Origin of the sequence: Brevibacterium sp. NPDC049920, assembly GCF_040656435.1 — a bacterium.
GTDB lineage: Bacteria > Actinomycetota > Actinomycetes > Actinomycetales > Brevibacteriaceae > Brevibacterium > Brevibacterium pityocampae.
The window spans coordinates 36064-60559 of the sequence record NZ_JBFAMF010000001.1; the positions used below are offsets into that span (position 1 = coordinate 36064).

The following is a 24496-nucleotide window of genomic DNA, read 5'->3' on the forward strand; positions in this document are numbered from 1 at the left end:
ACCACGCCCGCACCGCAGAACCGCAGCACCCGCAGGTCAGTGCAGACCGCGGTCGCCGCGCATCGTTCCGCACACATCATTTCCCGTTAAGGAGCACGCATGTCGGTTGAGTACGTCAAGACCGATGAGACCCTGCCGCCCGTGGCGGTCGTCGAGAGGCCGCGCTGGACCCCGACGAAGATCGTCATCTGGGTCGCCATCGCCCTCATCGCCGCGATCGGCTGGGTCATGGTCGCCTTCGTCCGGGGCGAGAACCTCAGCGCGAGCTGGTTCGTGGCCGCCGCCGTCGGCAGCTACCTCATCGCCTTCCGGTTCTACGCCAAGTTCATCGAGTGGAAGATCTGCCGCCCCGACCCGAGCCGCGCCACCCCGGCCGAGCTCAAGGACAATGGCCGCGACTTCACCCCGACCGACCGCCGCGTGCTCTTCGGCCACCACTTCGCCGCGATCTCCGGCGCCGGTCCGCTCGTCGGCCCGATCCTCGCCGCCCAGATGGGCTACCTGCCCGGCACGCTATGGATCATCTTCGGCGTCATCATCGCCGGCGGCGTGCAGGACTACATGGTCCTCTACTTCTCGATGCGCCGGAACGGCCGCTCGCTCGGCCAGATGGCCCGCGACGAGCTCGGCCGGGTCGGCGGCTTCATCGCCTCGGTCGGCATCCTGCTCATCATGACGATCCTCATCGCGGTGCTCGGCGTCGTCATCATCAACGCCCTCGCCGAGTCCCCCTGGGGCGTGTTCTCGATCGCGATGACCATCCCGATCGCCGTGTTCATGGGCGTCTACATGCGCTACCTGCGCCCCGGCCGGGTCATCGAGACCTCGGTCATCGGCGTCGCCCTGCTCGTGCTCGCGATCATCGCCGGCGGCTGGGTGCACAACAACCCGGTCTGGGCCGAGGTGTTCCACCTCGACAAGACCACGCTCGCCTGGTGCCTGATGATCTACGGCTTCTTCGCCGCGGTCCTGCCCGTGTGGGTGCTGCTCGCCCCGCGCGACTACCTCTCGACCTTCATGAAGATCGGCACCATCGTGCTGCTCGCCGTCGGCATCCTCGTGGTCAACCCGACCGTACAGATGCCGGCGATCACCGAGTTCGCCTCGAACACCTCGGGACCGGCCTTCGCCGGCGCCCTGTTCCCGTTCCTCTTCATCACCATCGCCTGCGGCGCCCTCTCCGGGTTCCACGCGCTGATCTCCTCGGGCACCACCCCGAAGCTCATCGAGAAGGAGAGCCAGGCCCGCCTCATCGGCTACGGCGGCATGCTCATGGAGTCCTTCGTCGCGATCATGGCGCTCGTCGCCGCGGTCTGCCTCGACAAGGGCATCTACTTCGCGATGAACGCCGCGGAGCCGCTCACCGGCGGCACCCCGCAGGGGGCTGCCGACTTCATCAACAACTCGCTCGGCATGTCCGGCGTCCAGACCTCGGCCGAGTTCCTCGAGCAGACCGCTCAGGACGTCGGCGAGGAGTCGATCGTCTCGCGCACCGGCGGTGCTCCGACGCTCGCGATGGGCATGGCGCACATCCTCCACAACGTGTTCGGCGGGCCGGCCTGGATGTCGTTCTGGTACCACTTCGCGGTGATGTTCGAAGCACTCTTCATCCTCACCACGATCGACGCCGGCACCCGCGTGGCCCGCTTCATGCTCGGCGACGCGCTCGGCAATTTCATCCCGAAGTTCCGCGATCCCTCGTGGAACGTCGGCGCTTGGATCACCACCATCGTCATGGTCGGCGCCTGGGGGTCGATCCTCCTCATGGGCGTGACGGATCCGCTGGGCGGCATCAACACGCTGTTCCCGCTGTTCGGCATCTCCAACCAGCTGCTGGCGGCGATCGCACTGGCGGTGGTGTTCGCCCTCGTCTGCAAGTCGGGGTACGCGAAGTACGCGTGGATCCCCGGCATCCCGCTCGTCTGGGACCTCGCGGTGACGATGACCGCGTCGTGGCAGAAGATCTTCTCCTCGGATCCGAAGCTCGGCTACTGGGCGCAGCACGTCGCCTACCGCGATGCGGTGGCCGCCGGCGAGACCTCGCTGGGCACCACCGAGGGGGTCGAGGCGATGAACGCCGTCGTCCGCAACACCTTCATCCAGGGCACGCTGTCGATCATCTTCGCCGTCGTCGTGCTCATGGTCGTGGTCATGGCGCTGTGGGCGGCCTTCAAGTCGATCACCGCGCGCGAGCCGCTGCCGACGACGGAGGAGCCCTACCAGCCGACCCGCAGGTTCGCGCCGGCCGGGCTCATCGCGACCAAGGCGGAGAAGGAGGTCCGGGCGCAGTGGGATAAGCTGGAGCCCTCCGCCGTCGGTCAACGGGAGCACTCATGAGCACGAGCACCACAGGCACTGCGAACCCGGTCCTCGCCCGGATCGCCGCGCCGTTCCGGGCCGTCCACTGGTACCTCAAGGAGGTCATGGGGGAGAACGCCTACCTCCACTACCTCGAGTCGTTCGAGCGCCGGCACGGCACCCGCGAGGGAGCCATGGGAGAGCGCGAGTTCTGGCGAGATCTGACCGACGAGCAGGACCGCAACCCCAAGGTCCGGTGCTGCTGAGCCATCGGCTCTGACCGGGCCGCCCACGAGGGCCGTCGAGGTGATCATCACCTCGGCGGCCCTCGTCGCGTCCCGGCCCCAGAACTCGATTTCCGAAGGTTCCTGAGAGCGGATCCGCGATCCTCTGCGATCTCGATCTCCCGCACCCCGATCTCCCGCACCCCGGGTTGCCTCCACTACCGTAAGAAGTGCGGCGCGGACCGCGCCGCACGCTTTCCGATGGGAGAATCACTATGAGAGCTGCCCGCTACTACGACCGTAAGGACATCCGGATCGAGGAGATCCCCGAGCCGGAGCTGAAACCCGGAGCAGTCGCCATCGATGTCGCCTGGTGCGGCATCTGCGGCACCGATCTGCACGAGTACCTCGAGGGTCCGATCTTCATCCCGCCGAAGGGTTCACCGCACCCGATCTCCGGCGAGGAGGCCCCGGTGACCATGGGCCACGAGTTCTCCGGCACCGTCACCGCGCTCGGCGAGGGCGTCACCGACCTCGAGGTCGGGCAGAACGTCGTCGTCGAGCCCTACATCATCCGCGACGACGTCGAGGTCGGCCCCGGCCGCTCCTACCACCTCTCCCCCGACATGAACTTCATCGGCCTCGGCGGCCGCGGAGGCGGGCTGTCGGAGAAGATCGTCGTCGAGCGCCGCTGGGTCCACCCGATCGGCGACATCCCGCTCGATCAGGCCGCTCTCATCGAACCGCTGTCCGTGGGCCACCACGCCTTCGTGCGCAGCGGAGCGGAATCCGGTGATGTCGCGCTCGTCGGCGGGGCGGGCCCGATCGGCCTGCTCACCGCGGCCGTGCTCAAGGCCGAGGGGCTCACCGTCTACATCTCGGAGCTCAGCGAGGCCCGCAAGGCGAAGGCCCGGGAGACCGGGGTGGCCGACGAGGTGTTCGACCCGCGCGAGGTCGACGTCGCCGAGCGCGTCCGTGAGCTCACCGACGGCCAGGGCGCCGACGTGGGCTTCGAGTGCAGCTCGGTGCCGGTGGTCCTCGACACCCTCATGGACACAGTGCGCCCGAACGGCGTCATCGTCAACGTCTCGATCTGGGGCAGAAAGCCCGAGGTCGACATGCCGACGCTCGTGCTCAAGGAGATCGACCTGCGCGGCACGATCGGCTACGCGAACGATCACCCTGCGACCATCCGTCTCGTGCAGGAGGGGCGGATCGATCTCGCCCCGTTCATCACCGGACGGATCGGGCTCGACGGACTCGTGGACGAGGGGTTCGACCAGCTCATCAACAACAACGAGGAGCACGTCAAGATCCTCGTCGATCCGAACGCCTGATCCCGCCGGCGACGGTCACCCGGCCGGTGCACCGCGCACGGGGCCGCCGAGGTGATCATCACCTCGGCGGCCCTCGTCGCGTCCGGCCGTGCCCGGGTCACTCCCCGGCGGCGAGGCCCGGCAGGTCGTAGTCGATGACGAGCGGGGCATGGTCGCTCCACCGCTCGCCCCAGGTCGCGGCCCGGTCGACCCGGGCGGCCCGCGCGGCGGCGGCGAGCTCAGGCGTCGCCATCTGGTAGTCGATCCGCCAGCCGGCGTCCGTGTCGAAGGCCTTGCCGCGCATCGACCACCAGGTGTAGGGCCCGGGCACCTCGCCGGACAGCCGCCGGTGGACGTCGACGTAGCCGAGCTCCCCGAAGAACCGATCGAAGTAGGCCCGCTCCTCCGGCAAGAATCCGGCTTTCTTGCGGTTCGCCTTCCAGTTCTTGATGTCGAGCTCGGTGTGGCCGACGTTGAGGTCGCCGGTGACGAGCACGTGGTCGGCGGCGGCCCGGAGCTCGGGCAGCCGGACGAGCATCCGGTCAAGGAACCGGTACTTGTCGTCCTGCTTGGGGGTGCCCGCCTCCCCGGAGTGGACGTAGGCGGACACGACGGTCAGCGTGCTGCCGTCGGCCAGTCGGTGGTCGGTCTCGATCCACCGCCCGGACCGCGCGAAGTACTCCTCTCCGATCCCCACGCGCACTGCGTCCGCCGGGCTCCGCGACAGGACGGCGACGCCGGCCCGGCCCTTCGCCTCGGCGTCGGCGCTGTACACCGCGTACCCGCACCCGTCGAGCACGCCCTCGGCGATCTCGTTCGGGGCGCGGACCTCCTGGAGCGTGACGATCTCCGCACCCGCGCTCTCGAGCCACGGGCTCATCCCCTTGCGCCAGGCGGCGCGCACACCATTGACGTTGACTGCAGCGATTCGGATCATGGGGCAATCCTCGCACGCTCCGTGAGACGACTGCTCTCCGTCGGCCGCAGCACGTAGACTGTGTCCACAGCACTGCTTCCGAAGGAGGACGCCATGACCGACACGCCGTCGACATTCGACCTGGACCAGCTCACCATCCATCCGCTCGACGAGGTCGATGCCATGGAGCTCCGCGATTTCCTCGCCGAGCAGTCCTCGCAGTTCTGGGGCGACAAGGATCTCAGCGAGGAGCACGACCCGTACTGGTTCCGCCAGATGGCATCCGGGGGTCTCGTCGCCCGCTTCCGCAACGAGATCGTGGGGTACCTGCTGGGCTGCTTCCCCAAGGACGGCCCGTCCTACATCCACCTCGTCGCCGCGCACGACGACTTCCGCCACCGCGGGATCGGCCGGCGTCTCTACACCGCCTTCATCGACCGCGCCCGCCGGCTCGGCGAGGACGAGGTCGAGGCGACGACGGTGCCGGAGAACAGCGACGCGATCTCCTTCCACTCCTCGCTCGGCTTCGAGGCCGAGCTCGTGAGCGACTACGCCGGCCCCGGTGTGGCGCGCGTGCTCTTCCACATGAAGCTCTGACGCGGGAGCGTGCGCGGCCGACCGTGCACGCCGGCATCGCTTCGGATCGCAGCGGGCCCGGAACTCCAGGGGAGTTCCGGGCCCGCTGTCGTCGTCCGCGTCTCTCAGGCCGGCCCGGCCTGCCGTTCGGCGATCTCGACGACGTTGCGCAGGAGCAGCGCCCGGGTCATCGGGCCCACTCCCCCGGGGTTCGGGGAGAGCCAGGCGGCGACCTCGGCCACCCCGGGATCGACGTCGCCGACGATCCGGCTCCTGCCGGTCTCCGGATCCTCCACCCGCGACACCCCGACGTCGAGCACGATCGCACCGGGGGCGACCGCCTCGGGCGTGACGAGCCCGGCGGACCCCGCGGCGGCGACGATGACGTCGGCGGTGCGCAGCACCTCGTCGAGGTTCCGGGTGCCGGTGTGGGTCAGGGTCACCGTCGCGTTGTGCTCCCGCCGGGTGAGCAGCGATCCGATGGACCGGCCCACCGTGACGCCGCGGCCGACGACCACGACGTGCTTCCCGGCGAGCTCGATCCCGTTGCGCTCCATGAGCTCGATGACCCCGCGCGGGGTGCACGGCAGCGGCGAGGCGATCGGCCGGTTGGCGTTGAGCACGAGCCGCCCGAGGTTCATCGGATGGAGGCCGTCGGCGTCCTTGTCCGGGTCGACCCGCTCGAGCACGGCATCGGTGTCGATGTGGTCCGGCAGCGGCAGCTGCACGATGTAGGCGGTGCACTCCGGGTCGGCGTTGAGCTCGTCGATGACCGCGTCGAGCTCCTCGGCGCTGATCGATTCCGGCAGGTCCTTCCGGATCGAGCGGATGCCGATCTGCTCGCAGTCGCGGTGCTTGCCGGCCACGTAGGACTGCGAGCCGGGGTCCTCGCCCACGAGCACGGTCCCGAGGCCGGGCACGACACCGGACTCCCGGAGCTTCGCGACGCGCTCCCGCAGCTCGTCCTTGATCGCCGCCGCGGCGGCCTTCCCGTCGAGGATCTGCGCGCTCATCAGTACTGCTCCAGACCCTCGTAGAGCGGGAAGTCGGCGGCGAGCTTCGCGACCCGTCCCCGCAGCGCCTCGACATCGGGGCCGGGCTTGAGCGCCTCGGCAATGATGTCGGCGACCTCGGTGAACTCCGCGGCCCCGAAACCGCGGGTGGCGAGCGCCGGGGTGCCGATCCGCAGGCCCGAGGTGACCATCGGGGGCCGCGGGTCGAAGGGCACGGAGTTGCGGTTCACCGTGATGCCGACCTCGTGGAGGAGGTCCTCGGCCTGCTTCCCGTCGAGCTGCGAGTTCCGCAGGTCGACGAGCACGAGGTGGACGTCGGTGCCGCCCGACAGCACCGTCGCACCGGATTCGGCGACGTCGGAGGCGAGCAGCCGCTCGGCGAGGATGCGTGCTCCCTCGAGGGTGCGCTCCTGGCGCTGGACGAACTCCTCGGTCCCGGCGAGCTTGAAGGCCACGGCCTTGGCCGCGATCGCGTGCATGAGCGGGCCGCCCTGCTGGCCGGGGAACACCGCGGAGTTGAGCTTCTTCGCGTGCTCCGGGTCGCGGCTGAGGATGAAGCCCGAGCGCGGGCCGCCGATCGTCTTGTGGACGGTGGAGGACACGACGTCGGCGAGCGGCACCGGGTTCGGGTGGAGCCCGGCGGCGACGAGACCGGCGAAGTGCGCCATGTCGACCCACAGGGCCGCCCCGACCTCGTCGGCGATCGAGCGGAAGGCCTCGAAGTCGAGCTGCCGCGGGTAGGCCGACCAGCCGGCGACGATGACCTTGGGCCGGTGCTCGAGCGCCCGCTGCCGCACGACGTCCATGTCGATGCGGTAGGTGTCGGGGTCGACCTCGTAGGAGGCGATGTCGTAGAGGCGGCCGGAGAAGTTGATCTTCATCCCGTGGGTGAGGTGACCGCCGTGGGCGAGGTCGAGGCCGAGGAGCTTGTCGCCGGCCCGGGCGAAGGCGTGCATGACGGCGGCGTTGGCGGAGGCGCCCGAATGGGGCTGGACGTTGGCGTACTCGGCGTCGAACAGCGCCTTCGCCCGCTCGATCGCGAGGTTCTCCGCGATGTCCACGGCCTCGCAGCCGCCGTAGTAGCGGCGACCCGGGTAGCCCTCGGCGTACTTGTTCGTCAGCACCGAGCCCGAGGCCTGCAGCACGGCGCGCGGGACGAAGTTCTCCGAGGCGATCATCTCCAGGGAGTCGCGCTGGCGGGCGAGCTCCTGGTCGAGGACCGCGGCGATCTCCGGGTCGACTGCGCCGAGCGAGGCGGTCATCGAATCGGGCGCTTCATTCATTCCTGTGACTCCTTGCGACGGTGCAGCTGCGGCCGGCCGACCGCACGGGCCCAATCCTAGTCCACACCCCGGTCGCCGCCACGAGCCCGCAGCCGGCCCCGCACCCGGTCCGCCTGCCGGACCGGCTCCCGGAGCCGAGGCGCCCGCCCCTACCATGGGAGGCATGCTCACCGACCAGGAATGGGTGCTGTCGATCTCGTGCCCCGATCGCGGCGGCATCGTGCACGCGGTGACCGGCGTGCTCGTCGACATCGACGCCACGATCACCGAGTCCCAGCAGTTCGGCTCCCAGGACACCGAGGTGTTCTTCCTCCGCCTCCAGTTCCGCACGGGTGCTCCCGAGGAGGTCATCCGCGAGGCCCTCGCCCCGGTCGTGCGGCGCCTCGGCATGTCGATCGAGCTCCACCCGGCCTCGCGCCGGCAGCGCACCCTCGTCATGGTCTCGAAAGCCGGCCATTGCCTCAACACCCTCCTCTTCCAACAGGGCACCGGGGCGCTGCCGACGGACATCGTCGGCGTCGTCGGCAACCATCCCGACCTCGCAGCGCTGGCGGAGTTCCACGGAGTGCCCTTCCACCACATCCCGGTCACCCCGGAGACCAAGGACGACGCCGAGGCGCAGCTGCTGCGGCTCGTCGAGGAGCTCGACGTCGAGCTCGTCGTGCTCGCCCGCTACATGCAGATCCTGTCCCCGGCGGTGTGCGAGCGGATGCGCGGCCGGGTGATCAACATCCACCACTCCTTCCTCCCGAGCTTCAAGGGCGCCCGCCCCTACCACCAGGCCCACGCCCGCGGCGTGAAGATCACCGGCGCGACCGCGCACTACGTCACGAGCGACCTCGACGAGGGCCCGATCATCGAGCAGGACGTCGCCCGGGTGACCCACGCCCAGCCGGTGGCGGACTTCGTCGAGCAGGGGCAGGAGGTCGAGGCGTCCGTGCTCGCCCGCGCGGTGCGCTGGCACGCGCAGGGCCGGGTCATCCTCGACGGCAACCGGACCGTCGTCTTCCGCTGACCGGCGGGTCCGTCACCCGCCGGCCACCCCGGCGCCGGCCGCACCTCGGGCCCGGCACTCGCCCGGCGGCCCCGCTCCTGCCCGGATCCGCCACCGCTGTACCGGATCCGGAACATCGGCCTTCGCACGCTTCCGCCGGGCGCGACCGGCGGTCTAGCGTGGGTGCATGGCACAGACACCTCTCCGGACGCTCCCGATCCCGCGCCGCCCCGTCAACCTCGCCCGGCAGGCGCTGCTGCGGCTCGCCAACGCCGGCCTCACCACGGCCTACGGGGCCTACCGCGTGCACCCGGCGGTGTGGCGCCTCACCGCCCGCCACTACCACCCGGCGCTCGAGCGGTTCGCGAAGCTCAACGCCTGGATGATCTGCCAGCACGCGAGCCTCGACGTGCCGGCCTACCAGGACCACCTCGCCCGCTCCGGGTACTCCTTCGCCTGGTGGGACCTCGAGCGCTACACCCCGACCTCGAAGGACGACTACGTCCGCACCTACCCGGAGGCCGCGCGCTGCTGGAACGGGGAGATCGAGATCGCCGGCACCGTCGTCGACGAGTCCTCCGGATCCTCGGGCACGCCGTTCAACTGGATGCGCTCGAAGAAGGAGCTCGACACCGTCCACAAGAATGTGGCCGGCTACGTCACCATGCTGTTCGGCAGCGAGAACCTGTTCTGCATCAACGCCTTCTCGATGGGCGCCTGGGCGACCGGCACGAACACCGGGCAGGCGATGGCGAAGGTGGCGATGGTGAAGAACACCGGGCCGGACCTCGACAAGATCCTCGACACCCTGCGGCACTTCGGCCCCGGCTTCACCTACCTCATCAGCGCCTACCCGCCCTTCCTCAAGCACGTCGTCGACCGGATGGCCGCCGAGCCCGAGGTGTGGGACGCCTACACCCTCAACGGCTTCGTCGGCGGGGAGGCGATGACGGAGGGCCTGCGCGACCACCTCGAGCAGCGCTTCGCCCGGGTGTACTCCGGCTACGGCGCCTCCGACCTCACGATCGGGATGGCCGGGGAGTCCGACCTGTCCGTCGTCATCCGCCGCGCGCTGGCCGAGGACCCGGGGTTCCGGGCCGAGGTGCTCGGGGAGGACGAGGCGCGCACCCCGATGGTGTTCCAGTACAACCCGCTCGAGACCTACCTCGAGACCACCGATGACGGCGATCTCGTCGTCACCATCAACTCCGCGGCGGTGATGAGTCCGCGCCTGCGCTACAACATCGGCGACGAGGCCCGGCTCATCGACTTCCCCACCATGGTCGAGCTCACCCGCACCCGCCCGGAGCTCGCCGCGGCGTGCTCGGAAGCGTTCGCCCGGCAGCGGATGAAGCTGCCGTTCGTCCTCCTGTTCGGCCGCTCGGACTCGACGATCTCCTACATGGGAGCCAACATCTACCCGCTCGACGTGGAGAACGGGATCTACACCGACAACCCGCGCGCCCACCTCATCGAGGGCTTCCGGATCAGCCTCGACGACGTCGGGGAGCTCGAGCAGCGCCCCACCCTCCACCTGCAGCTGCGCGACCCCGCCACGGAGCCCGCGGCCGACCTCGACGACGCCGCCCGCGGCGAGCTCGCCGACACGGTGCGGGCCGGGGTCGTCGCCCACCTCACCGCGGTGTCCCGGGACTTCGCCGAATCCCTCGAGGAGGACCCGAGCGCCGCCGACCTGCGGGTGCGCGTCCACGACCACGGCGCCGGCCCGTTCGCCCGCCCGACGACGACGATCAAGAACGTCTACCTGGAGGCCTGACATGCGCTCGAACGACTTCTCCGCAGCACCCCCGCAGGCGCGGGCCGGATCGTTCTTCCTCGGCTGCAACCGCTACCGCAGCCCGCTCGCGATGCTCGGCCAGATCCGCCGCTGGCCGAAGCTCGCCCGCGCGCTCAAGCACGCACCGGGGTACCTGTGGCACCGCAGCTACTACGAGTTCCCCGACCGGATCGGCCTCCTCGTCGCCTTCGCCACCCGCGACGACCTCCTGCGCTTCGCCCGCACCCCGGAGCACCACACGATCATGCACTGGCTGGTCGGCGGGGACGGGTCCTCACCGGCACGCGGCGGCTTCATCCGGATCCTCGACGCCGAGGAGTGGGGCTACACGAACGGCGAGTTCCGCGCCGAGGACGGCCGCCTGGGCCTCATCGACCGGTTCTCCCCGGTCACCGGCGAGTCCGCGGACGCACCCACCACCGGTGGGCCCGGGACCTCCGCGGCCGGTCAGGGTACCGCCGTCACTGCACCCGCCGGCACCCCGCCGGCCGGCACCTCTGCAGCAGACCGCCCGGTCCGCTCGTGACCGTCTCCCCCGTCCGCACCCGCGCGGACCTCGCGGCGTTCCTCGAGCTGCCGGCCCGCTTGGGCCGGGACGAGGGCACGTCCGGACTGCGGGTGCCGCTGCTGCGCTCGGAGATCCGGTCCTGGCACACCGGCCGCACGTGGTTCCCGGAGCCGATCGAGCTGCTGCTGGCCCGCACCGGCGGCACCGTCACCGGCCGCACCACCGCCCACCGCTCCGCCGCGCTCGACGCACGCCTGTCGACCGGGCCGCAGGCGCTCGCGCCCACGGTCCGCGCCCTGTGCTTCGGGGCCACCGAGTTCGCCGACGAGCACGCCGCCGCAGAGCTCTTCGAGGCGCTCGGCGCGCGGGCCCGTAACACCGGCTGCACCCACCTGTTCGGTCCGGTGTCGCCGCTGCCGAACACCACCGGCGGGGTCGTCACCGCGGGCTTCGCCGAGCGCGGGTTCTTCGACTCGCCGTGGAACCCGGCCCACGTGCCCGCGGCCTACGAGGCGCACGGCTTCACCCGCTGGGCTCAGGCCGATTCCTGGATCGTCGACCTCGGCGGCGTCCCGGCCGCCCGCGCCACCGCGCCCACCGCTGCCGAGGCGGCCGCCGCCGGGGTGCGTCTGCGCCACCCCTCCCGCGTGGGCACCCGCCGGTTCGTGCGCCGCCTGCGGCCCACCCTCAACCGGGCGTTCGCCGCCCTGCCGTACTACACGGAGATCGGGCCGGCGCAGATGGCCGGGCAGACCGCCGGCCTCGAAGCCCTCATGGACCCGGCACTCATCGTCACCGCCGACGGCCTCGACGACCCTCCCGCCGCTCCCCCGAGGTGCTTCGCACTCGTGGTCCCCGACCCCACCGCGATCCTCCAGCGGCACGACGGCAGGCTCGGCCCGCGGGCGGTCGCGGAGCTCCTCACGTCCCACCGCACCCGGGGCCGCGACGCGATCCTCCTCATCCAGGGCACCGACCCCGACCACTCCGGTTCCGGGCTGCTCACCCTCGTCCTCCGGCAGGTGTACGCGAACCTCATCGCCGGCGGGTACCGGCGCCTCCGGGTGACCTCGATCGGACGGGACAACCCGGGGTCGGCCGCGGTGTTCGACCGGGCCGGCGGCCGGCCGCTCCACGGGCTCACCACCTACGTCCGGGACCTGCGATGAGTGCACCCCGCCCCCAGCCCGCACCCGCGCTGCGCGATCGCTGGATCGCCGTCGCCGGGTGCGCGCCCTCGGCCCACAACACCCAGCCGTGGCGGCCCGTTCCCACCGGATCCGGGGTGCGGCTCACCGTCGACCCCGCGCGCACCCTGCCCGAGGCCGATCCCCGGCACGAGGACCTCCACCTCTCGCTCGGCTGCTGGGTCGAGGCGCTCGCGATCGCGGCTGCGGAGTCCGGGTGGTCCCTGCAGACCGGCCCGGTGTCCGGGGTCGGGCCGGACCTCGTCCTCGACTTCCGGTTCACCCGCACGTCCGCTCCTGCGCTCACCGGATTCACCGTGCGCGAACTCCGCGCCCGGCAGGTGGACCGCGGCCGGCTCCTCCCCGATGACCGCGCGCTCGATGCCGCGGTCGCGGAGTTCGCCGCGCTGCCGGGGTGCTCGGACCTCGCGCTCAGCCAGCTGCCCGAACCGCTGTTCTCCCACCTGCAGGCGCAGTCGGCCACCCATGTGCTCTCCACTCCGGCGATGGCGGCGGAGACGCTCGGCTGGCTGCGCCTCGACCCGCGCGACCCCGCCTACCAGCGCGACGGCCTCACCGCCGACTGCCTGCGGCTGCCCGCCGGCACCCGGATGCTCGCCCCGGTGCTCGGTGCTCGGGCGGCCCCGGTCGTCGCCCGAGCGCTCGCCCGGGTGCAGCCGCTCGCCCGCCGGGTGCTCTGCACGGCGGACACCGTGAAGACCCTGCCCGCCGCGACGGCGGCGAGCTCTGCCGTCCGGGCCGTGCTGCCCGGGATCGGCCGCCCGCCGGCGCGCCTGGTCGTGTGGGGCCGCGCCGAGGATTCCGGCACGGATCCGATAGCGGGGATCGCGCGCGGCCGGGACCTGCTGCGGCTGTGGCTCGTGCTGGGCCGGCACGGTCTGCGGGTGGCCGCGCACTCCGAGCTCAAGGACTGCCCGGACACCCGGGAGGGGCTCCGCGCCTTCCTGGGACGCCGCGGGCGGGAGGGTGAGCCGTGCGGGGTGTTCTCCGCCGGCCGCTCGACCTCGCCCGTCCCCCGGGCTCCACGCCTGCCGGTCTGAGCGGCCGGTCCGCGATGCCCGCACCCGGCCACCTGCCGTGCCTGCCCGGCATCAGCGCGGGCGCAGGGTGAGCGTGTCCTCGGTCGCGGTGTCGACGGCGGCCGTGGACCAGGCCCAGCGGTCCTGGACACCTGCGGCCCAGGGCTCGGCCTGGTCGGTGTAGTGCGGGTGGAAGGCGTGGCCGCTCGCTCCGGTGAGGTTCTGCCAGGTCGAGTCGTCCCAGTCCGCGACGTCGATGACCATCCGCAGGGAGGGCACGGTGGTCGTCGCGAAGCCCGCGTCGAGGTCCGATCCGGTCGCGTTGACCACCCCGGACCCGCCGCCCACGGGATAGGGGCCGCGGTTGAACAGCGCCTCGATCGGGGCGATGCCGCTCTCCCCGAAGGAGCCGTGGGTGAGGGTGAGGGCGTGGAGCTCGCCCCAGCTCCAGCCGGCCGGGTCCTCCCCCTGGAGCTCGACGAGCTCCGTGTGCGCCTCGGCTGCCGCGGTGCGCAGCAGGGCGTCCCGGTCCCCGGCCCACCACGGGGATCCCGGGTCGTCGAGCAGCTGGTCGAGGACCAGTGCGATGCGCGATTGGTCGTCACGGGGGATGTCGGTGCCCTGCGTGGCGAGCAGCGCGGCGGTCACGCGGTCGAAGAGGACGTTCGCATAGGCCGCGGCTGCGGAGTCCGCGTCGTTGCGTCCGTCCCAGCCGGCGAGGAGCTCGAGGGCCTCGGTGACGTCCGGGTCGTCCACCGTGAGCTCGGCGTAGGCGCGCTGCAGGGGTGCGGCCACCGGGGAGACGGTGTCGAGCTGGATCGCGGCGAGGTCCGCGCCGGTCACGGGACCGGCGGCGACGGCCTCGTCGAGGAGATCGACGATCCGGGCGGCACGGTCCCCGTAGTCCCAGTCGCGGCTGAGCGGGTGCCGGTAGGCGTCGTCGACGATCGCGTTGTTCGCCGTGACGATGATCCCGGAGTCCGGGTTGTACTCCACCGGCAGCTCGGAGAACGGGATGAATCCCTGCCAGTCGTAGGCGCTGTCCCAGCCCGGTTGGGGCATCCAGCCGTCCCCGGCGCCGCGGATCGGCAGCCGGCCGGGTGCCTGGTAGCCGATGTTGCCGTCGACGTCGGCGTAGACGAGGTTCTGCGCCGGGACGTCGAAGAGCGCGGCCGCGGCCCGGAAGTCGGAGAAGTCCCGGGCCCGGTTGAGGGCGAAGATCGCCTGCGCGGTGGTACCGGCTTCGAGCGCGGTCCAGCGCAGGCTGAGCGCGTGCTCGCCGGACCAGTCATCCGCGGCGTCCGTGCTCTCCCCGGCAGACGTTCCGGCCCCGGCACCAGGCCCGGCCCCGGCATCGGCTCCGGTGGGCGGGGAGGCCGCGATCCCGGTGAACTCCGGGGTGAGCCCGGAGACGATCGGGCCGTGCCCGGTCGTCCGCACGGTGATCTCGACGTCCTCGCCGCCGGCCACCCGGAGGGTCTCCTCCCGGGTCTCGAAGGGGACCTTCTCGCCGTCGCGCCAGTAGCCGTCCGCGTCGACCCGTTCGACGTAGAGGTCCGCGACGTCGGTGGTGAGGTTGGTGAATCCCCAGGCGACCTGCGCGTTGTGGCCGATGACGATCCCGGGCAGCCCCGAGAAGGAGAATCCCGCGACGTCGAACGGGCAGTCCGGCGTGACCTCGGAGCAGCGGAGCTGCATCTGCGTCCACACCGAGGGCAGGGAGGCGCCGAGGTGGGGGTCGTTGGCGAGCAGCGGGCCGCCGGTCGCGGTGTGCTCACCGGACACCACCCAGGAGTTCGAGCCGATGCCCTCGCCCTGTCCGCCGACGAGCGCGTCGACCTCGGCGAGGATCTCCGCCAGGCCGCACGCGGCGAACAGCGCGCCCGCCTCGGGGTATGCCGCTGCGCTCCCCGGCTCCCGATGATCGGCGGTTCCACCGCCGGGCTGCGCAGGCTCCGCCGGAGCACCGGCGGGCTGCGGCACCTCGCCGTCGCCGATCCCGGCGCCGCTGGGTTCCTCGGCCAGTATCACCGGGTGCTCGTCGAAGGGGTAGCCGGGATAGAGATCGGCGATCCGCTCCGGATCGAGGTCACCGGCCAGCAGCGCGCGGGCGGTCTCGTCCTCGATGTTCGTCCGCAGGTCCCAGGCCATCGCCTTGAGCCAGGCGACGGAGTCCGCCGGCGTCCACGGTTCCGGGGAGTACCCGCGGTTCTGCAGCCCGAGCACCGAGTACTCGAGACCGAGTCCGCCGCCGGAGCGCTCCTCGAGATAGGCGTTGACCCCGGCGGCGTAGGCCTCGTAGTACCCGCGCTCCTCGGCGGGCAGTGCGGCGACCTCGGCCTGTGCGGTGCGGTGCCAGCCGAGTGTGCGGAGGAAGGTGTCGGTGGGGACCTGGGACTCGCCGAACAGCTCGGAGAGCCGGGCGCTCGTCATGTGCCGGCGGAAGTCCATCTCCCAGAAGCGGTCCTGGGCGTGGACGAAGCCCTGCGCGAACAGCAGGTCGTCGGCGCGGGCGGCGGTGATCGTGGGGACGCCACGGGCATCGCGCTGCACGGTCACCGTCTCCTGGAGGCCCGGGACCTCGAGGGTGCCGTCGGTCTGCGGGAAGGCCCGCACCACCGACCAGGCGGCGACCCCGCTGAGCACGAGGACGAGGACGAGCAGCGCGGCGAGGACGAGCATGAGGATCCGCCGCAGGCGTCCACGGCGCCAGCGCGCAGCAGGGCGAACGTCGGTGCGCGAGGGGCTGCGGGGCATCGGGGATCTCCTGTCCTCGGGTGCCCCGAGCCTATCCCGGATCCGCCATGCCGCCCCGGGTCAGCGGCGCGCCACAGCGTCGCGGACTGCCGCACCGCCGCACGGGAGCGCGGATCCCCGGGGAGGACGACGACGGCGGTGCGTGCACTCGGCACGCACCGCCGTCGGGGCGATCGTCGATCCGCGGGAGCGGATCAGCAGGTCACTTGTCCTCGGACTTCTCCTCGGCGGACTCCGCCTCGGCCATCTCGTCCTCGGAATCGGACTCGGTGGTGACGTCCGGCTCGGCCGCCGGGGTCTCCTCGGTCGACTCCGCGTCCTTCGAGCCGGTGTCCTGCGACTCCTCGGCCTTCGGGGCGGCCGCGGCGGTGGCCGCCTCGGCCTCCTTGACGGTCGCCTGCTTGGGCGAGTACGCCTCGAGGACGAGCTCGATCACGGCCATCGGGGCGTTGTCGCCCTTGCGGGGGCCGATCTTGGTGATGCGGGTGTAGCCGCCCGGACGCTCGGCCACGGCCGGAGCGATCGAGGTGAACAGCTCGTGCACGATCGACTTGTCGGCGATCTGGCCGAGCACGCGGCGGCGTGCGGCCAGGTCTCCGCGCTTGGCGAAGGTGATGAGGCGCTCCGCGACGGGACGGAGGCGCTTGGCCTTCGTCACGGTCGTGGTGATCGACTTGTGCTCGAACAGCTGGGACGCCATGTTGTTCAGCAGCATCCGCTCGTGCGCCGGGGAGCCGCCGAGGCGGGGACCCTTGGTGGGCGTAGGCATGATTTATCTCCTTGGAATTCTTAGAACTGCTCGTCCTCGACGAAGGACACGTCCTCGCCGTCGACCGGGCTCTCGTAGCCGGCGGGGCTGTCCTTGAGGCTCAGGCCGAGCTCGCTGAGCTTCTGCTTGACCTCGTCGATCGACTTCGAACCGAAGTTGCGGATGTCCATGAGGTCGGTCTCGCTGCGACCGACGAGCTCGCCCACGGTGTGGATCCCCTCGCGCTTGAGGCAGTTGTACGAGCGGACGGTGAGATCGAGATCCTCGATCGCCAGGGCGAGGTCGGCGGCGAGGGCGGCATCGACCGGCGACGGTCCGATGTCGATGCCCTCGGCCTCGACGTTGAGCTCACGGGCCAGCCCGAACAGCTCGACGAGGGTCTTGCCGGCCGAGGCCACGGCATCACGCGGGGTGATGGAGGGCTTCGTCTCGACGTCGACGACGAGGCGGTCGAAGTCCGTGCGCTGCTCGACACGGGTGGCCTCGACCTTGTAGGTGACCTTGAGCACCGGCGAGTAGATCGAGTCGACCGGGATCCGGCCGATCTCGGCGTCGGCGTTCTTGTTCTGCGCCGAGGACACGTAGCCGCGACCGCGCTCGATCGTGAGCTCCATGTCGAGGCGGCCGTCCTCGTTGAGGGTGGCGATGAACAGTTCCGGGTTGTGGATCTCCACTCCGGCGGGGGCGGAGATGTCCTCGGCGGTGACGGCGCCGGGACCCTGCTTGCGCAGGTAGGCCACGACGGGCTCGTCGAACTCCGAGGAGACCACGAGGGACTTGAGGTTGAGGATGAACTCGGTGACATCCTCCTTCACGCCCGGGACCGTGGTGAACTCGTGAAGCACACCATCGACCCGGATGCTCGTGACGGCGGCACCGGGAATGGAGGACAGCAGGGTTCGCCGCAGCGAGTTGCCGAGGGTGTAGCCGAAGCCCGGTTCGAGCGGTTCGATGACGAACCGCGACCGGTAGGTGTCTACAGCCTCTTCCGTGAGCGTGGGACGCTGTGCAATCAGCACGTGGGCTTCCTTTCGGCGAGCATCCGCTATATGACGCTCGCAATGCACTTGAGAGTATCGCTACTCGTGACGCTTGCGGTGGTGGGTGGCCCGGCGTCCGATCGCAGCGGACCCGTGGGGTCCGCCGGATCGTCCGGCCGGTCCGGGTCAGCCGCGCCGGCGCTTGGGCGGGCGGCAGCCGTTGTGCGGCGTCGGGGTGACGTCCTGGATGGTGCCCAGCTCGAGGCCGGCGGCCTGGAGGGAGCGGATCGCGGTCTCGCGTCCGGAGCCCGGGCCCTTGACGAACACGTCGACCTTCTTGAGGCCGTGCTCCTGGGCGCGGCGGGCGGCGGACTCCGCGGCCATCTGCGCAGCGTACGGGGTGGACTTGCGGGAGCCCTTGAAGCCGACCTCACCGGAGGAAGCCCATGAGATCACGGCTCCGGTCGGGTCGGTGATCGACACGATCGTGTTGTTGAACGTCGACTTGATGTGGGCCTGGCCGTTGACGACGTTCTTCTTGTCCTTGCGGCGGGTCTTGCGGGCAGCGGAGGCTGCGCGTGTCTTGGGAGGCATAAGTGTGGATTCTCCTGATTCGAAGGCTGGAGGGCTTACTTCTTCTTACCGGCCACCGTGCGCTTGGGGCCCTTGCGGGTGCGCGCATTGGTCTTGGTGCGCTGGCCGCGGACGGGGAGTCCCCGGCGGTGGCGCAGGCCTTCGTAGCTGCCGATCTCGACCTTGCGGCGAATGTCGGCGGCGACCTCGCGACGGAGGTCGCCCTCTACCTTGAATGTGCCTTCGATGTAGTCGCGCAGCTGCACGAGCTCGGCATCGGACAGATCTTTCACGCGGGTGTCCGGGTTGATCCCGGTCTCCGTCAGGGTCTGGCTCGCACGAGTGCGGCCCACACCGAAAATGTATGTCAGGGCGACTTCCACGCGCTTCTCACGCGGGAGGTCGACTCCGGCAAGACGTGCCATTGTGTGTACTCCATGGGTTGTTCGGAGGTGCTTGCTCAGACCTGTCCGGTGCTCTCACCGGTCCGCGGCCTCCGAGCCGCGGGTGTCGTCCTGTGTCCAGGGGGCGAGGCCTGCTTGGGTGTGGTGCTCGCTGGCGCCGCGGGTGCGGCACAGCTGTGTCGATCTGCTCGAGGTGAGCGAATCAGCCCTGACGCTGCTTGTGGCGCGGGTTGTCGCAGATCACCATGACGCGGCTGTTGCGCCGGATGACCTTGCACTTCTCACAGATCTTCTTGACGCTGGGCTTGACCTTCATCGTTAATCCTTCTTCTCACCGCGAAGACCCCGGGCCAGGACCCGGGGGCTGTGAGCGGCGAAAACTGTCGAAAAGACCGTTTACTTGTACCGGTAGACGATACGTCCGCGGGACAGGTCGTAGGGAGACAGCTCCACCACGACGCGGTCCTCGGGGAGGATGCGGATGTAGTGCTGGCGCATCTTTCCGGAGATGTGCGCGAGCACCTTGTGCCCGTTGGTCAGCTCGACGCGGAACATGGCGTTCGGCAGAGCCTCCACAACAGAGCCCTCGATCTCAATGACCCCTTCTTTTTTGGCCATATCGTTCGTCAACCTCATCTTCCCGTGGCCGCAGGACGGCCACGCATCGTTCGTATCTCGGATCCTCTTCGGTCTCCCGGGCGGGTTCCGATTCGACCGGGATCTGCAGGTGGGGAATCCACCGCCGGCGGGCCTCCGTGCGCTAAGCTCGGGTGCGACACGGCGGGTTCATTCCTTGCCCATAACAGACCAGTGATCTACTCTACCGGAATCGGGTCGCGCATGCCAACCGAGCGTCGTCGCGTCCGCCGGCACCGTTCCCTGGCGGCGCGCCGGGCCGAGGATCTCCGTCTGCTCCGCACGCTGCTCGCCGTCGACCCGCTCCCCCGCGCCGATCTCGGCGCCCTGTCCGCCGAGCTCCGTCCCGCCCGCGGCCGCCCCTCCTCCCTGACGGGACGCCTCCGCAGCCGCCTGCGCATCGATGGCCGGCGCGGCCCCCGGCTCCTCGCCGCCGCCCACGACCTCTCCGCCGCCGAGGTGGCCCGCGCCCTCGACACCGTGCCGGCGCTCGAACCGGTGCCGCGCGGGCCGGCCCGCTGGGTCCCCGTGCCGCTGCGCGGCCTCACCGCCCCCGGGTCCGCCGCTGCGCGGCCGGCGGAGGGGGAACGGAACCGGCCCGTCCGACCGCTCTCGATCCGGCAGGGACGTCTGAGCGACTGCTGGTTCATCGCAGTGCTCGCCGCCTGCGAGCACATGCGTCCCGGATTCACCGCCTCGCTCGTCCGTCCCACCGACAACGGGCTCGTCGAGGTGCGGCTCCACACGCCGGGGGCCCGCTGGGTGACGCTCAGCCCCCGCGTTCCCGCCGCGCACCGCGCCGGGGACCGCCGGCTGCGACCGAACGCCGCCTCGCTCGTGGAGAAGGCGGCCGCACTGACCTACGGGCGCGGCTCCTACCGGCGGATCCAGGGGGACTTCGCCGGCGTCGCGCTCGGGCTCCTCACCGGCCGGTGGTGCCCGGCCCGGCCGGTCCCGCTGCGCCTGTCGCGGATCGAGCACTGGCTCGCGGCCGGACGTCCGGTCGTCGCCTCGACGCTCGTGCGACCCGGCGGATCGTTCCGGGTGCCGCGGGAGGACGACCCGCACCGCTCGGTCGCCGTCATGGACGGCCACGTCTACGTGGTGCGGCGGGTCGCCCGGCTGAGCGAGGACGGCTCACCCGACCCGCACGGGCCGCTGCGGGTCCATGTGCACAATCCGCTCGGCGGCGCCGAGGGCGAACCCCGGCGCACCGATCTGTTCCTCTCCGCGGCCCAGCTCCGCCGCACGTTCATCAGCGTCAATGTCGGCCCCCGCCTGCGCTGAGGCCCCGCCGACCGAGCGGTACCGTGGAGGCATGACGATTCCCGAGTACACCCCGGACCAGCTCCGCGCCCGCGGCGGCATCAAGTGGACCGCGGTCCCCGAGACCCTGGGCGCCTTCATCGCCGAGGCCGACTTCGGCACCGCCCCGGCCGTGCACTCGGCCCTCGCCGAGCTCACCGAGAAGGAGCTCTTCACCTACACGCCGCCGGCGATGCTCCGGGATCTCCGCGAGGCCACCGCCGAGCACTGCGCACGGAGCTTCGGCTGGGACATCGCCCCCGCACAGGTCGCCGCGGTGCCCGACGTCATCACCGCGTACCGCGCGATGATCGACCTGTTCACCGCACCGGGCACCCCGGTCGTCCTCATGACCCCGGCGTACATGCCGTTCTTCAAGGTGCCGCCGCTGTGCGGACGCGAGATCCGCGAGGTGCCGATGATCCGCACCGCCGACGGCTGGGACGTCGACGGGCCCGCCCTCGAGTCCGCGCTCGCCGGCGGCGGGCTGCTCGTCCTCTGCAATCCCCACAACCCGATCGGCAAGGTCTACGAGCGCACCGAGCTCGAGGCCATCAGCCGGATCGTCGAGGCCACGGGGTCCCGGGTGTTCGCCGACGAGATCCATGCCCCGCTCGTCTTCCCGGGCGCCCGCCACATCCCCTACGCCACGGTGTCCGAGGCTGCCGGAGAGCACTCGATCACCGCGCTGTCGGCCTCCAAGGCGTTCAACATCCCGGGCCTCAAGTGCGCGCAGATGGTGTTCACGAACCGCGTCGATGCCGCCCGGTTCGCCGAGCTCGGCGAGTTCGTCGCGCACTCGACGGCGAGCCCCGGCATCGTCGCGACGACCGCGGCCTACCGGGAGGGTGGGGACTGGCTGGCGGAGCTGCTGGCCTACCTCGACGACAACCGCGCAGCGCTCGCTGCCCTGCTCGCCGAGCGGCTGCCGGAAGCGGGGCACCTGCCGTCCGCCGGGAGCTACATCGCCTGGGTCGACCTGCGGGCCTACGACCTCGGCGAGGACCCCGCCCGGTTCCTCCGCGAGTCCGCCGGGATCGCGCTGACGAACGGCCGCGAGTGCGGTGAGGCCGGCGCCGGGCACGTGCGCATCAACACCGCGACCCCGCGGGCGGTCCTCACGGAGATCGTCGAACGGATGGCCGAGGCGATCGACGGCCGGCAGGAGGCGCCTGCGGATCCCACTCGATGAGGTCCGCATTCGGCAGCGCCTGCACCCGGCTCAGCACGGCGGGGCCGAACGCTGCCCAGTAGTACTCGTTGAGCATGCTCATGCAGCGGCCCAGCCGGGTGTGGATGTCGAGGCCGGGGGCGAGGTCTGCCGGCAGGACCGGTGCGCTCATGAGCTCGCCGGAGACTGCATAGTAGAGATCGAAGTAATCGACCAGGCCGAGTTCGGAGCCGCCGAGTGCTGCGGCGACCCGCGCCTCGGCATCGCCGATCATGCTTCGCAGCGCGGCGATCCCGAATGCCCGGTCGGCCCAGCGCCGGGCCTGGTCCATGTCTTCGGGCACGAGGGAGCAGAACTCGAGCCAGGCCCTGCCTTCGACCCCGATGTCCGCACCGACCTCGGCCCGGAACCCGGCGACCGCCTCGGTGAGAACGATGAGCACTCCCGGCCGGAGCGGCCGGTAGCCGGATCTCCGTGCAAGGTAGAGCACGCGGTCACGATCGGAGCGACGAGCCTCGGGGATCGACAGGACGACGGCGGCGAACGCCCCGGAGAACTCCGTGTGCTCCACCCGCCCGGCGAGCCGCCCATAGCTCGGGCGCAGGGCCTCGGCGAGGCGGTACACGGCGATCCTGCCCACCTGGGACCGGTGCAGCAGACCGCGTGAGACGAGGCGCACGACCTGGTTGCGAGCAGCGGATTCGCTGTAGCCGTGGAGAGCGAGCACCGAGGTGATCACCGGCCCCGGCACTGCGCTCGCCCCGAGCGAGCCGAACACGGAGACCACGTCGAAACCACCGCGGGTGATGCGGTAGCGGTGCTGATCCGTCACTGTTCGTCTCCGTTTCGGGAGGAAGTGGCAAGGGGTGAACCGCCACCATAGCGTGGACAGCGATACCCGTTGTCTCAGAAAGGTCCACCATGTCCCAGTCCTTCGCAGCAGCGCTCGAGAGCGCTCGCGCTGCCCACAGCTTCTCCCTCGCCGCGGCCAGCGTGGCGGCCTCGATCACCGTAGTCATCGCCTTCGCAGCATTCATGATCGTCGGTGCAGGCATCACCACCACCGCGACATGGATGTTCGCACTCGGTCTCCTGGCAGCAGGCGGGACCTATCTGGGAACCTTCCTGGGAGTCCGCGGGAAGATGAGGGAGGTGCCGGACACCCGGGCCGCTGCCGCACAGGTCTGATCCGGGTGCGTCCACGTGACGCCCGCGCCCGCTTCACCGCTGGATACGACGACGGCCGGAGTGCACACGCACTCCGGCCGGTCCGTTCGGCGGGCCCGGTGGCCCGCCGGTGCCGCGTCAGTCCTCGAGCGGCACCGGGGTCACGCCGTAGGTGGCGAGGCGCTCGGCCCCGCCGTCCTCGGCGGTGAGCACCCAGATGCCGCGCTCGTGGCGAGCCACTGTGTGCTCCCAGTGGGCGGCCCGCGCCCCGTCGACGGTGACGACGGTCCAGTCGTCGTCGAGGGTGCGCGAGGCGATGTCACCGGCGACGAGCATCGGCTCGATCGCCAGGCACAGCCCGGGCCGGATCTTCGGCCCCATGTTCCTGGCCCGGTAGTTGAGCACCTCGGGCTCCATGTGCATCTGCGTGCCGATGCCGTGCCCGGTGTAGTCCTCGAGCAGCCCGAGGTCCGGAGCCTCGGCCAGCGCGAACTCCTCGATCGCCGCACCGATCTCGCCGACCCGCTTGGCGCGGGCGAAGGCCGCGATGCCGGCCCACATCGATTCCTCGGTGATGTCGGAGAGACGCCGGTCGGCCGCACTCGCGTGCTCCCAGCCGCCGACGCAGAGGGTGAAGGCGGAGTCGCCGTGATAGCCGTCGACGATCGCTCCGCAGTCGATCGACACGAGATCGCCGGCCTCGAGGACGCGCGCGCCGGGGATGCCGTGGACGATCTCCTCGTTCACGGAGATGCAGGCCACAGCGGGGAACCCGTGATAGCCCTTGAAGTTCGAGCGCGCACCGGCCTCGGCGATGACGGCGGCCGCGGCTGCGTCGACCTCGGCGGTGGTGGCCCCGGGCACGGACGCGGCACGGGCGGCCGCGAGGGCCGCCCGTGTGACGAGACCGGCGCGGCGCATCGTGCGGATCTGCGCCTCGGTCTTGAGCTCCAGCTTGGATCCGAACACTCAGTGCCCGATCTGCGCGAGGATGCGGTCGGTGATCGCATCGATCTCACCGAGCCCGTCGACCTGGCGCAGCAGACCGCGGTCGGCGTAGACCCGGGTCAGCGGCTGCGTCTGCTCGGCATAGACGTCGAGGCGGTGGCGGATGACCTCCTCGGTGTCGTCGGAGCGGCCCTGGAGCTGCGCGCGGGCGAGCAGGCGCTCGACGACCTCGTCGGTGTCGGCGGTGAGCTCGACGACGTGGTCGAGCGACTCGCCGAGGTCGGACAGCATCGAGTCGAGCTCGGCGACCTGCGCCTCGGTGCGCGGGTAGCCGTCGAGCAGGAACCCGGGCTGGGCGTCGTCCTGGGCGAGGCGGTCCCTGACCATCGAGTTGGTGACCTCGTCCGGCACGTACTCGCCGGAGTCCATGTAGCGCTTCGCGGTCTTCCCGAGTTCGGTCTCCCCGGCGACGTTCGCACGGAAGATGTCCCCGGTGGAGATCGCCGGGATGCCGAGCTTCTCCGCGAGGCGGGCGGCCTGGGTGCCCTTGCCCGCCCCCGGCGGGCCGATGAGGATGATCCGTTCGCTCATGGTGTGTTCCTTTCAGGATGGTCCCGCCCACGGCCGGCGCCC

The 24496-nt window shown here is 71.0% G+C and carries 25 protein-coding genes; 12 read left to right on the forward strand and 13 right to left on the reverse strand.

Features of this window, described 5'->3' with window-relative positions; genetic code table 11:
* The first annotated feature begins 99 nt into the window (after positions 1-99).
* The 3 genes from AB0I45_RS00180 to AB0I45_RS00190 all read left to right on the forward strand — a co-directional run bounded on the left by AB0I45_RS00180 (position 100) and on the right by AB0I45_RS00190 (position 3859).
* The gene (locus tag AB0I45_RS00180) at positions 100-2337 is read left to right on the forward strand and encodes a carbon starvation CstA family protein (RefSeq protein WP_247618334.1); all 2238 of its coding nucleotides are present in this window, start codon (positions 100-102) and stop codon (positions 2335-2337) included.
* Positions 2334-2564 (forward strand): YbdD/YjiX family protein, encoded by a 231-nt coding sequence (locus AB0I45_RS00185; RefSeq protein WP_247618333.1) that lies wholly within the window; start codon positions 2334-2336, stop codon positions 2562-2564. Before AB0I45_RS00180 ends, AB0I45_RS00185 begins: the two co-directional genes overlap by 4 nt.
* A gap of 233 nt (positions 2565-2797) precedes the next feature.
* Positions 2798-3859 carry a 2,3-butanediol dehydrogenase gene (locus tag AB0I45_RS00190; protein WP_360315862.1) on the forward strand — a complete coding sequence of 354 codons (1062 nt, stop codon included), beginning with the start codon at positions 2798-2800 and terminating at the stop codon, positions 3857-3859.
* A 97-nt stretch (positions 3860-3956) separates the two neighbouring features.
* Here the strand turns inward: AB0I45_RS00190 and AB0I45_RS00195 are convergent, their stop codons facing one another.
* Complete coding sequence (locus AB0I45_RS00195; protein WP_137317946.1) at positions 3957-4775, reverse strand: exodeoxyribonuclease III; 819 nt, start codon at positions 4773-4775, stop codon at positions 3957-3959.
* Positions 4776-4868: 93 nt separating this feature from the next.
* Here AB0I45_RS00195 and AB0I45_RS00200 point away from each other — a divergent pair, with 93 nt between their 5' ends.
* Positions 4869-5351, forward strand: a complete 483-nt coding sequence (locus tag AB0I45_RS00200) for a GNAT family N-acetyltransferase (protein WP_295686862.1) — start codon at positions 4869-4871, stop codon at positions 5349-5351.
* A gap of 104 nt (positions 5352-5455) precedes the next feature.
* Here the strand turns inward: AB0I45_RS00200 and AB0I45_RS00205 are convergent, their stop codons facing one another.
* Positions 5456-6343, reverse strand: coding sequence for a bifunctional methylenetetrahydrofolate dehydrogenase/methenyltetrahydrofolate cyclohydrolase (locus AB0I45_RS00205; protein WP_137317948.1), 888 nt, complete (start codon positions 6341-6343; stop codon positions 5456-5458).
* Positions 6343-7626, reverse strand: a complete 1284-nt coding sequence (gene glyA / locus AB0I45_RS00210) for a serine hydroxymethyltransferase (RefSeq protein ID WP_295686859.1) — start codon at positions 7624-7626, stop codon at positions 6343-6345. The genes AB0I45_RS00205 and glyA overlap by 1 nt, the downstream gene beginning before the upstream one ends.
* Before the next feature lie 163 nt (positions 7627-7789).
* On the opposite strand from glyA, the gene purU reads away from it, so the two are divergent.
* From purU to AB0I45_RS00235, 5 genes are all read left to right on the forward strand, one after another.
* On the forward strand, positions 7790-8641 hold the full coding sequence (gene purU, locus AB0I45_RS00215) for a formyltetrahydrofolate deformylase (protein WP_360315867.1): 852 nt from the start codon (positions 7790-7792) through the stop codon (positions 8639-8641).
* Between the two features lie 166 nt (positions 8642-8807).
* A complete protein-coding gene (locus tag AB0I45_RS00220; protein WP_360315870.1) occupies positions 8808-10397 on the forward strand; it encodes a phenylacetate--CoA ligase family protein in 1590 nt (529 codons plus the stop codon).
* A gap of 1 nt (position 10398) precedes the next feature.
* Positions 10399-10944 carry a hypothetical protein gene (locus AB0I45_RS00225; RefSeq protein ID WP_360315873.1) on the forward strand — a complete coding sequence of 182 codons (546 nt, stop codon included), beginning with the start codon at positions 10399-10401 and terminating at the stop codon, positions 10942-10944.
* On the forward strand, positions 10941-12095 hold the full coding sequence (locus AB0I45_RS00230; RefSeq protein ID WP_360315876.1) for a hypothetical protein: 1155 nt from the start codon (positions 10941-10943) through the stop codon (positions 12093-12095). Before AB0I45_RS00225 ends, AB0I45_RS00230 begins: the two co-directional genes overlap by 4 nt.
* A complete protein-coding gene (locus AB0I45_RS00235) occupies positions 12092-13174 on the forward strand; it encodes a hypothetical protein (protein WP_137317953.1) in 1083 nt (360 codons plus the stop codon). Before AB0I45_RS00230 ends, AB0I45_RS00235 begins: the two co-directional genes overlap by 4 nt.
* A gap of 51 nt (positions 13175-13225) precedes the next feature.
* Here the strand turns inward: AB0I45_RS00235 and AB0I45_RS00240 are convergent, their stop codons facing one another.
* The 7 genes from AB0I45_RS00240 to infA form a co-directional block, all read right to left on the reverse strand.
* Positions 13226-15910 carry a penicillin acylase family protein gene (locus tag AB0I45_RS00240; RefSeq protein ID WP_360315879.1) on the reverse strand — a complete coding sequence of 895 codons (2685 nt, stop codon included), beginning with the start codon at positions 15908-15910 and terminating at the stop codon, positions 13226-13228.
* A 202-nt stretch (positions 15911-16112) separates the two neighbouring features.
* Positions 16113-16679 carry a 50S ribosomal protein L17 gene (gene rplQ, locus AB0I45_RS00245; RefSeq protein ID WP_360315882.1) on the reverse strand — a complete coding sequence of 189 codons (567 nt, stop codon included), beginning with the start codon at positions 16677-16679 and terminating at the stop codon, positions 16113-16115.
* Positions 16680-16699: 20 nt separating this feature from the next.
* Positions 16700-17698, reverse strand: a complete 999-nt coding sequence (locus tag AB0I45_RS00250) for a DNA-directed RNA polymerase subunit alpha (protein WP_137317955.1) — start codon at positions 17696-17698, stop codon at positions 16700-16702.
* A 147-nt stretch (positions 17699-17845) separates the two neighbouring features.
* A complete protein-coding gene (gene rpsK / locus AB0I45_RS00255; RefSeq protein ID WP_137317956.1) occupies positions 17846-18253 on the reverse strand; it encodes a 30S ribosomal protein S11 in 408 nt (135 codons plus the stop codon).
* Positions 18254-18288: 35 nt separating this feature from the next.
* Positions 18289-18657 (reverse strand): 30S ribosomal protein S13, encoded by a 369-nt coding sequence (gene rpsM / locus AB0I45_RS00260; protein ID WP_137317957.1) that lies wholly within the window; start codon positions 18655-18657, stop codon positions 18289-18291.
* Positions 18658-18838: 181 nt separating this feature from the next.
* Positions 18839-18952, reverse strand: coding sequence for a 50S ribosomal protein L36 (gene rpmJ / locus AB0I45_RS00265; RefSeq protein WP_101652107.1), 114 nt, complete (start codon positions 18950-18952; stop codon positions 18839-18841).
* An 80-nt stretch (positions 18953-19032) separates the two neighbouring features.
* Entirely contained in the window at positions 19033-19254 is a 222-nt protein-coding gene (gene infA, locus AB0I45_RS00270) for a translation initiation factor IF-1 (RefSeq protein WP_137317958.1), read from the reverse strand.
* 222 nt (positions 19255-19476) lie between these two features.
* On the opposite strand from infA, the gene AB0I45_RS00275 reads away from it, so the two are divergent.
* Entirely contained in the window at positions 19477-20559 is a 1083-nt protein-coding gene (locus AB0I45_RS00275) for a hypothetical protein (RefSeq protein WP_360315889.1), read from the forward strand.
* Positions 20560-20590: 31 nt separating this feature from the next.
* Positions 20591-21769, forward strand: coding sequence for an aminotransferase class I/II-fold pyridoxal phosphate-dependent enzyme (locus tag AB0I45_RS00280; RefSeq protein WP_360315892.1), 1179 nt, complete (start codon positions 20591-20593; stop codon positions 21767-21769).
* On the opposite strand, the gene AB0I45_RS00285 is transcribed toward AB0I45_RS00280, so the two are convergent.
* A complete protein-coding gene (locus tag AB0I45_RS00285; RefSeq protein WP_360315895.1) occupies positions 21696-22580 on the reverse strand; it encodes a hypothetical protein in 885 nt (294 codons plus the stop codon). The genes AB0I45_RS00280 and AB0I45_RS00285 overlap by 74 nt on opposite strands.
* An 89-nt stretch (positions 22581-22669) precedes the next feature.
* On the opposite strand from AB0I45_RS00285, the gene AB0I45_RS00290 reads away from it, so the two are divergent.
* Positions 22670-22936, forward strand: a complete 267-nt coding sequence (locus AB0I45_RS00290; protein ID WP_247618323.1) for a hypothetical protein — start codon at positions 22670-22672, stop codon at positions 22934-22936.
* A gap of 117 nt (positions 22937-23053) precedes the next feature.
* On the opposite strand, the gene map is transcribed toward AB0I45_RS00290, so the two are convergent.
* Both map and AB0I45_RS00300 read right to left on the reverse strand, forming a co-directional pair.
* A complete protein-coding gene (map, locus tag AB0I45_RS00295; RefSeq protein WP_360315899.1) occupies positions 23054-23884 on the reverse strand; it encodes a type I methionyl aminopeptidase in 831 nt (276 codons plus the stop codon).
* Positions 23885-24454, reverse strand: a complete 570-nt coding sequence (locus tag AB0I45_RS00300; protein ID WP_360315902.1) for an adenylate kinase — start codon at positions 24452-24454, stop codon at positions 23885-23887.
* Positions 24455-24496 lie beyond the last annotated feature (42 nt).

Coding starts and splice junctions, on each gene's coding strand:
- AB0I45_RS00290 (WP_247618323.1), top strand. CDS start 22,670: ATGTCCCAGTCCTTCGCAGCAGCGCTCGAGAGCGCTCGCGCTGCCCAC.
- rplQ (WP_360315882.1), bottom strand. CDS start 16,679: ATGCCTACGCCCACCAAGGGTCCCCGCCTCGGCGGCTCCCCGGCGCAC.
- AB0I45_RS00225 (WP_360315873.1), top strand. CDS start 10,399: ATGCGCTCGAACGACTTCTCCGCAGCACCCCCGCAGGCGCGGGCCGGA.
- infA (WP_137317958.1), bottom strand. CDS start 19,254: ATGGCCAAAAAAGAAGGGGTCATTGAGATCGAGGGCTCTGTTGTGGAG.
- rpsM (WP_137317957.1), bottom strand. CDS start 18,657: ATGGCACGTCTTGCCGGAGTCGACCTCCCGCGTGAGAAGCGCGTGGAA.
- AB0I45_RS00275 (WP_360315889.1), top strand. CDS start 19,477: ATGCCAACCGAGCGTCGTCGCGTCCGCCGGCACCGTTCCCTGGCGGCG.
- glyA (WP_295686859.1), bottom strand. CDS start 7,626: ATGAATGAAGCGCCCGATTCGATGACCGCCTCGCTCGGCGCAGTCGAC.
- rpmJ (WP_101652107.1), bottom strand. CDS start 18,952: ATGAAGGTCAAGCCCAGCGTCAAGAAGATCTGTGAGAAGTGCAAGGTC.
- AB0I45_RS00240 (WP_360315879.1), bottom strand. CDS start 15,910: ATGCCCCGCAGCCCCTCGCGCACCGACGTTCGCCCTGCTGCGCGCTGG.
- AB0I45_RS00180 (WP_247618334.1), top strand. CDS start 100: ATGTCGGTTGAGTACGTCAAGACCGATGAGACCCTGCCGCCCGTGGCG.
- purU (WP_360315867.1), top strand. CDS start 7,790: ATGCTCACCGACCAGGAATGGGTGCTGTCGATCTCGTGCCCCGATCGC.
- AB0I45_RS00185 (WP_247618333.1), top strand. CDS start 2,334: ATGAGCACGAGCACCACAGGCACTGCGAACCCGGTCCTCGCCCGGATC.
- AB0I45_RS00205 (WP_137317948.1), bottom strand. CDS start 6,343: ATGAGCGCGCAGATCCTCGACGGGAAGGCCGCCGCGGCGGCGATCAAG.
- AB0I45_RS00235 (WP_137317953.1), top strand. CDS start 12,092: ATGAGTGCACCCCGCCCCCAGCCCGCACCCGCGCTGCGCGATCGCTGG.
- rpsK (WP_137317956.1), bottom strand. CDS start 18,253: ATGCCTCCCAAGACACGCGCAGCCTCCGCTGCCCGCAAGACCCGCCGC.
- AB0I45_RS00220 (WP_360315870.1), top strand. CDS start 8,808: ATGGCACAGACACCTCTCCGGACGCTCCCGATCCCGCGCCGCCCCGTC.
- AB0I45_RS00200 (WP_295686862.1), top strand. CDS start 4,869: ATGACCGACACGCCGTCGACATTCGACCTGGACCAGCTCACCATCCAT.
- AB0I45_RS00300 (WP_360315902.1), bottom strand. CDS start 24,454: ATGAGCGAACGGATCATCCTCATCGGCCCGCCGGGGGCGGGCAAGGGC.
- AB0I45_RS00190 (WP_360315862.1), top strand. CDS start 2,798: ATGAGAGCTGCCCGCTACTACGACCGTAAGGACATCCGGATCGAGGAG.
- AB0I45_RS00195 (WP_137317946.1), bottom strand. CDS start 4,775: ATGATCCGAATCGCTGCAGTCAACGTCAATGGTGTGCGCGCCGCCTGG.
- AB0I45_RS00280 (WP_360315892.1), top strand. CDS start 20,591: ATGACGATTCCCGAGTACACCCCGGACCAGCTCCGCGCCCGCGGCGGC.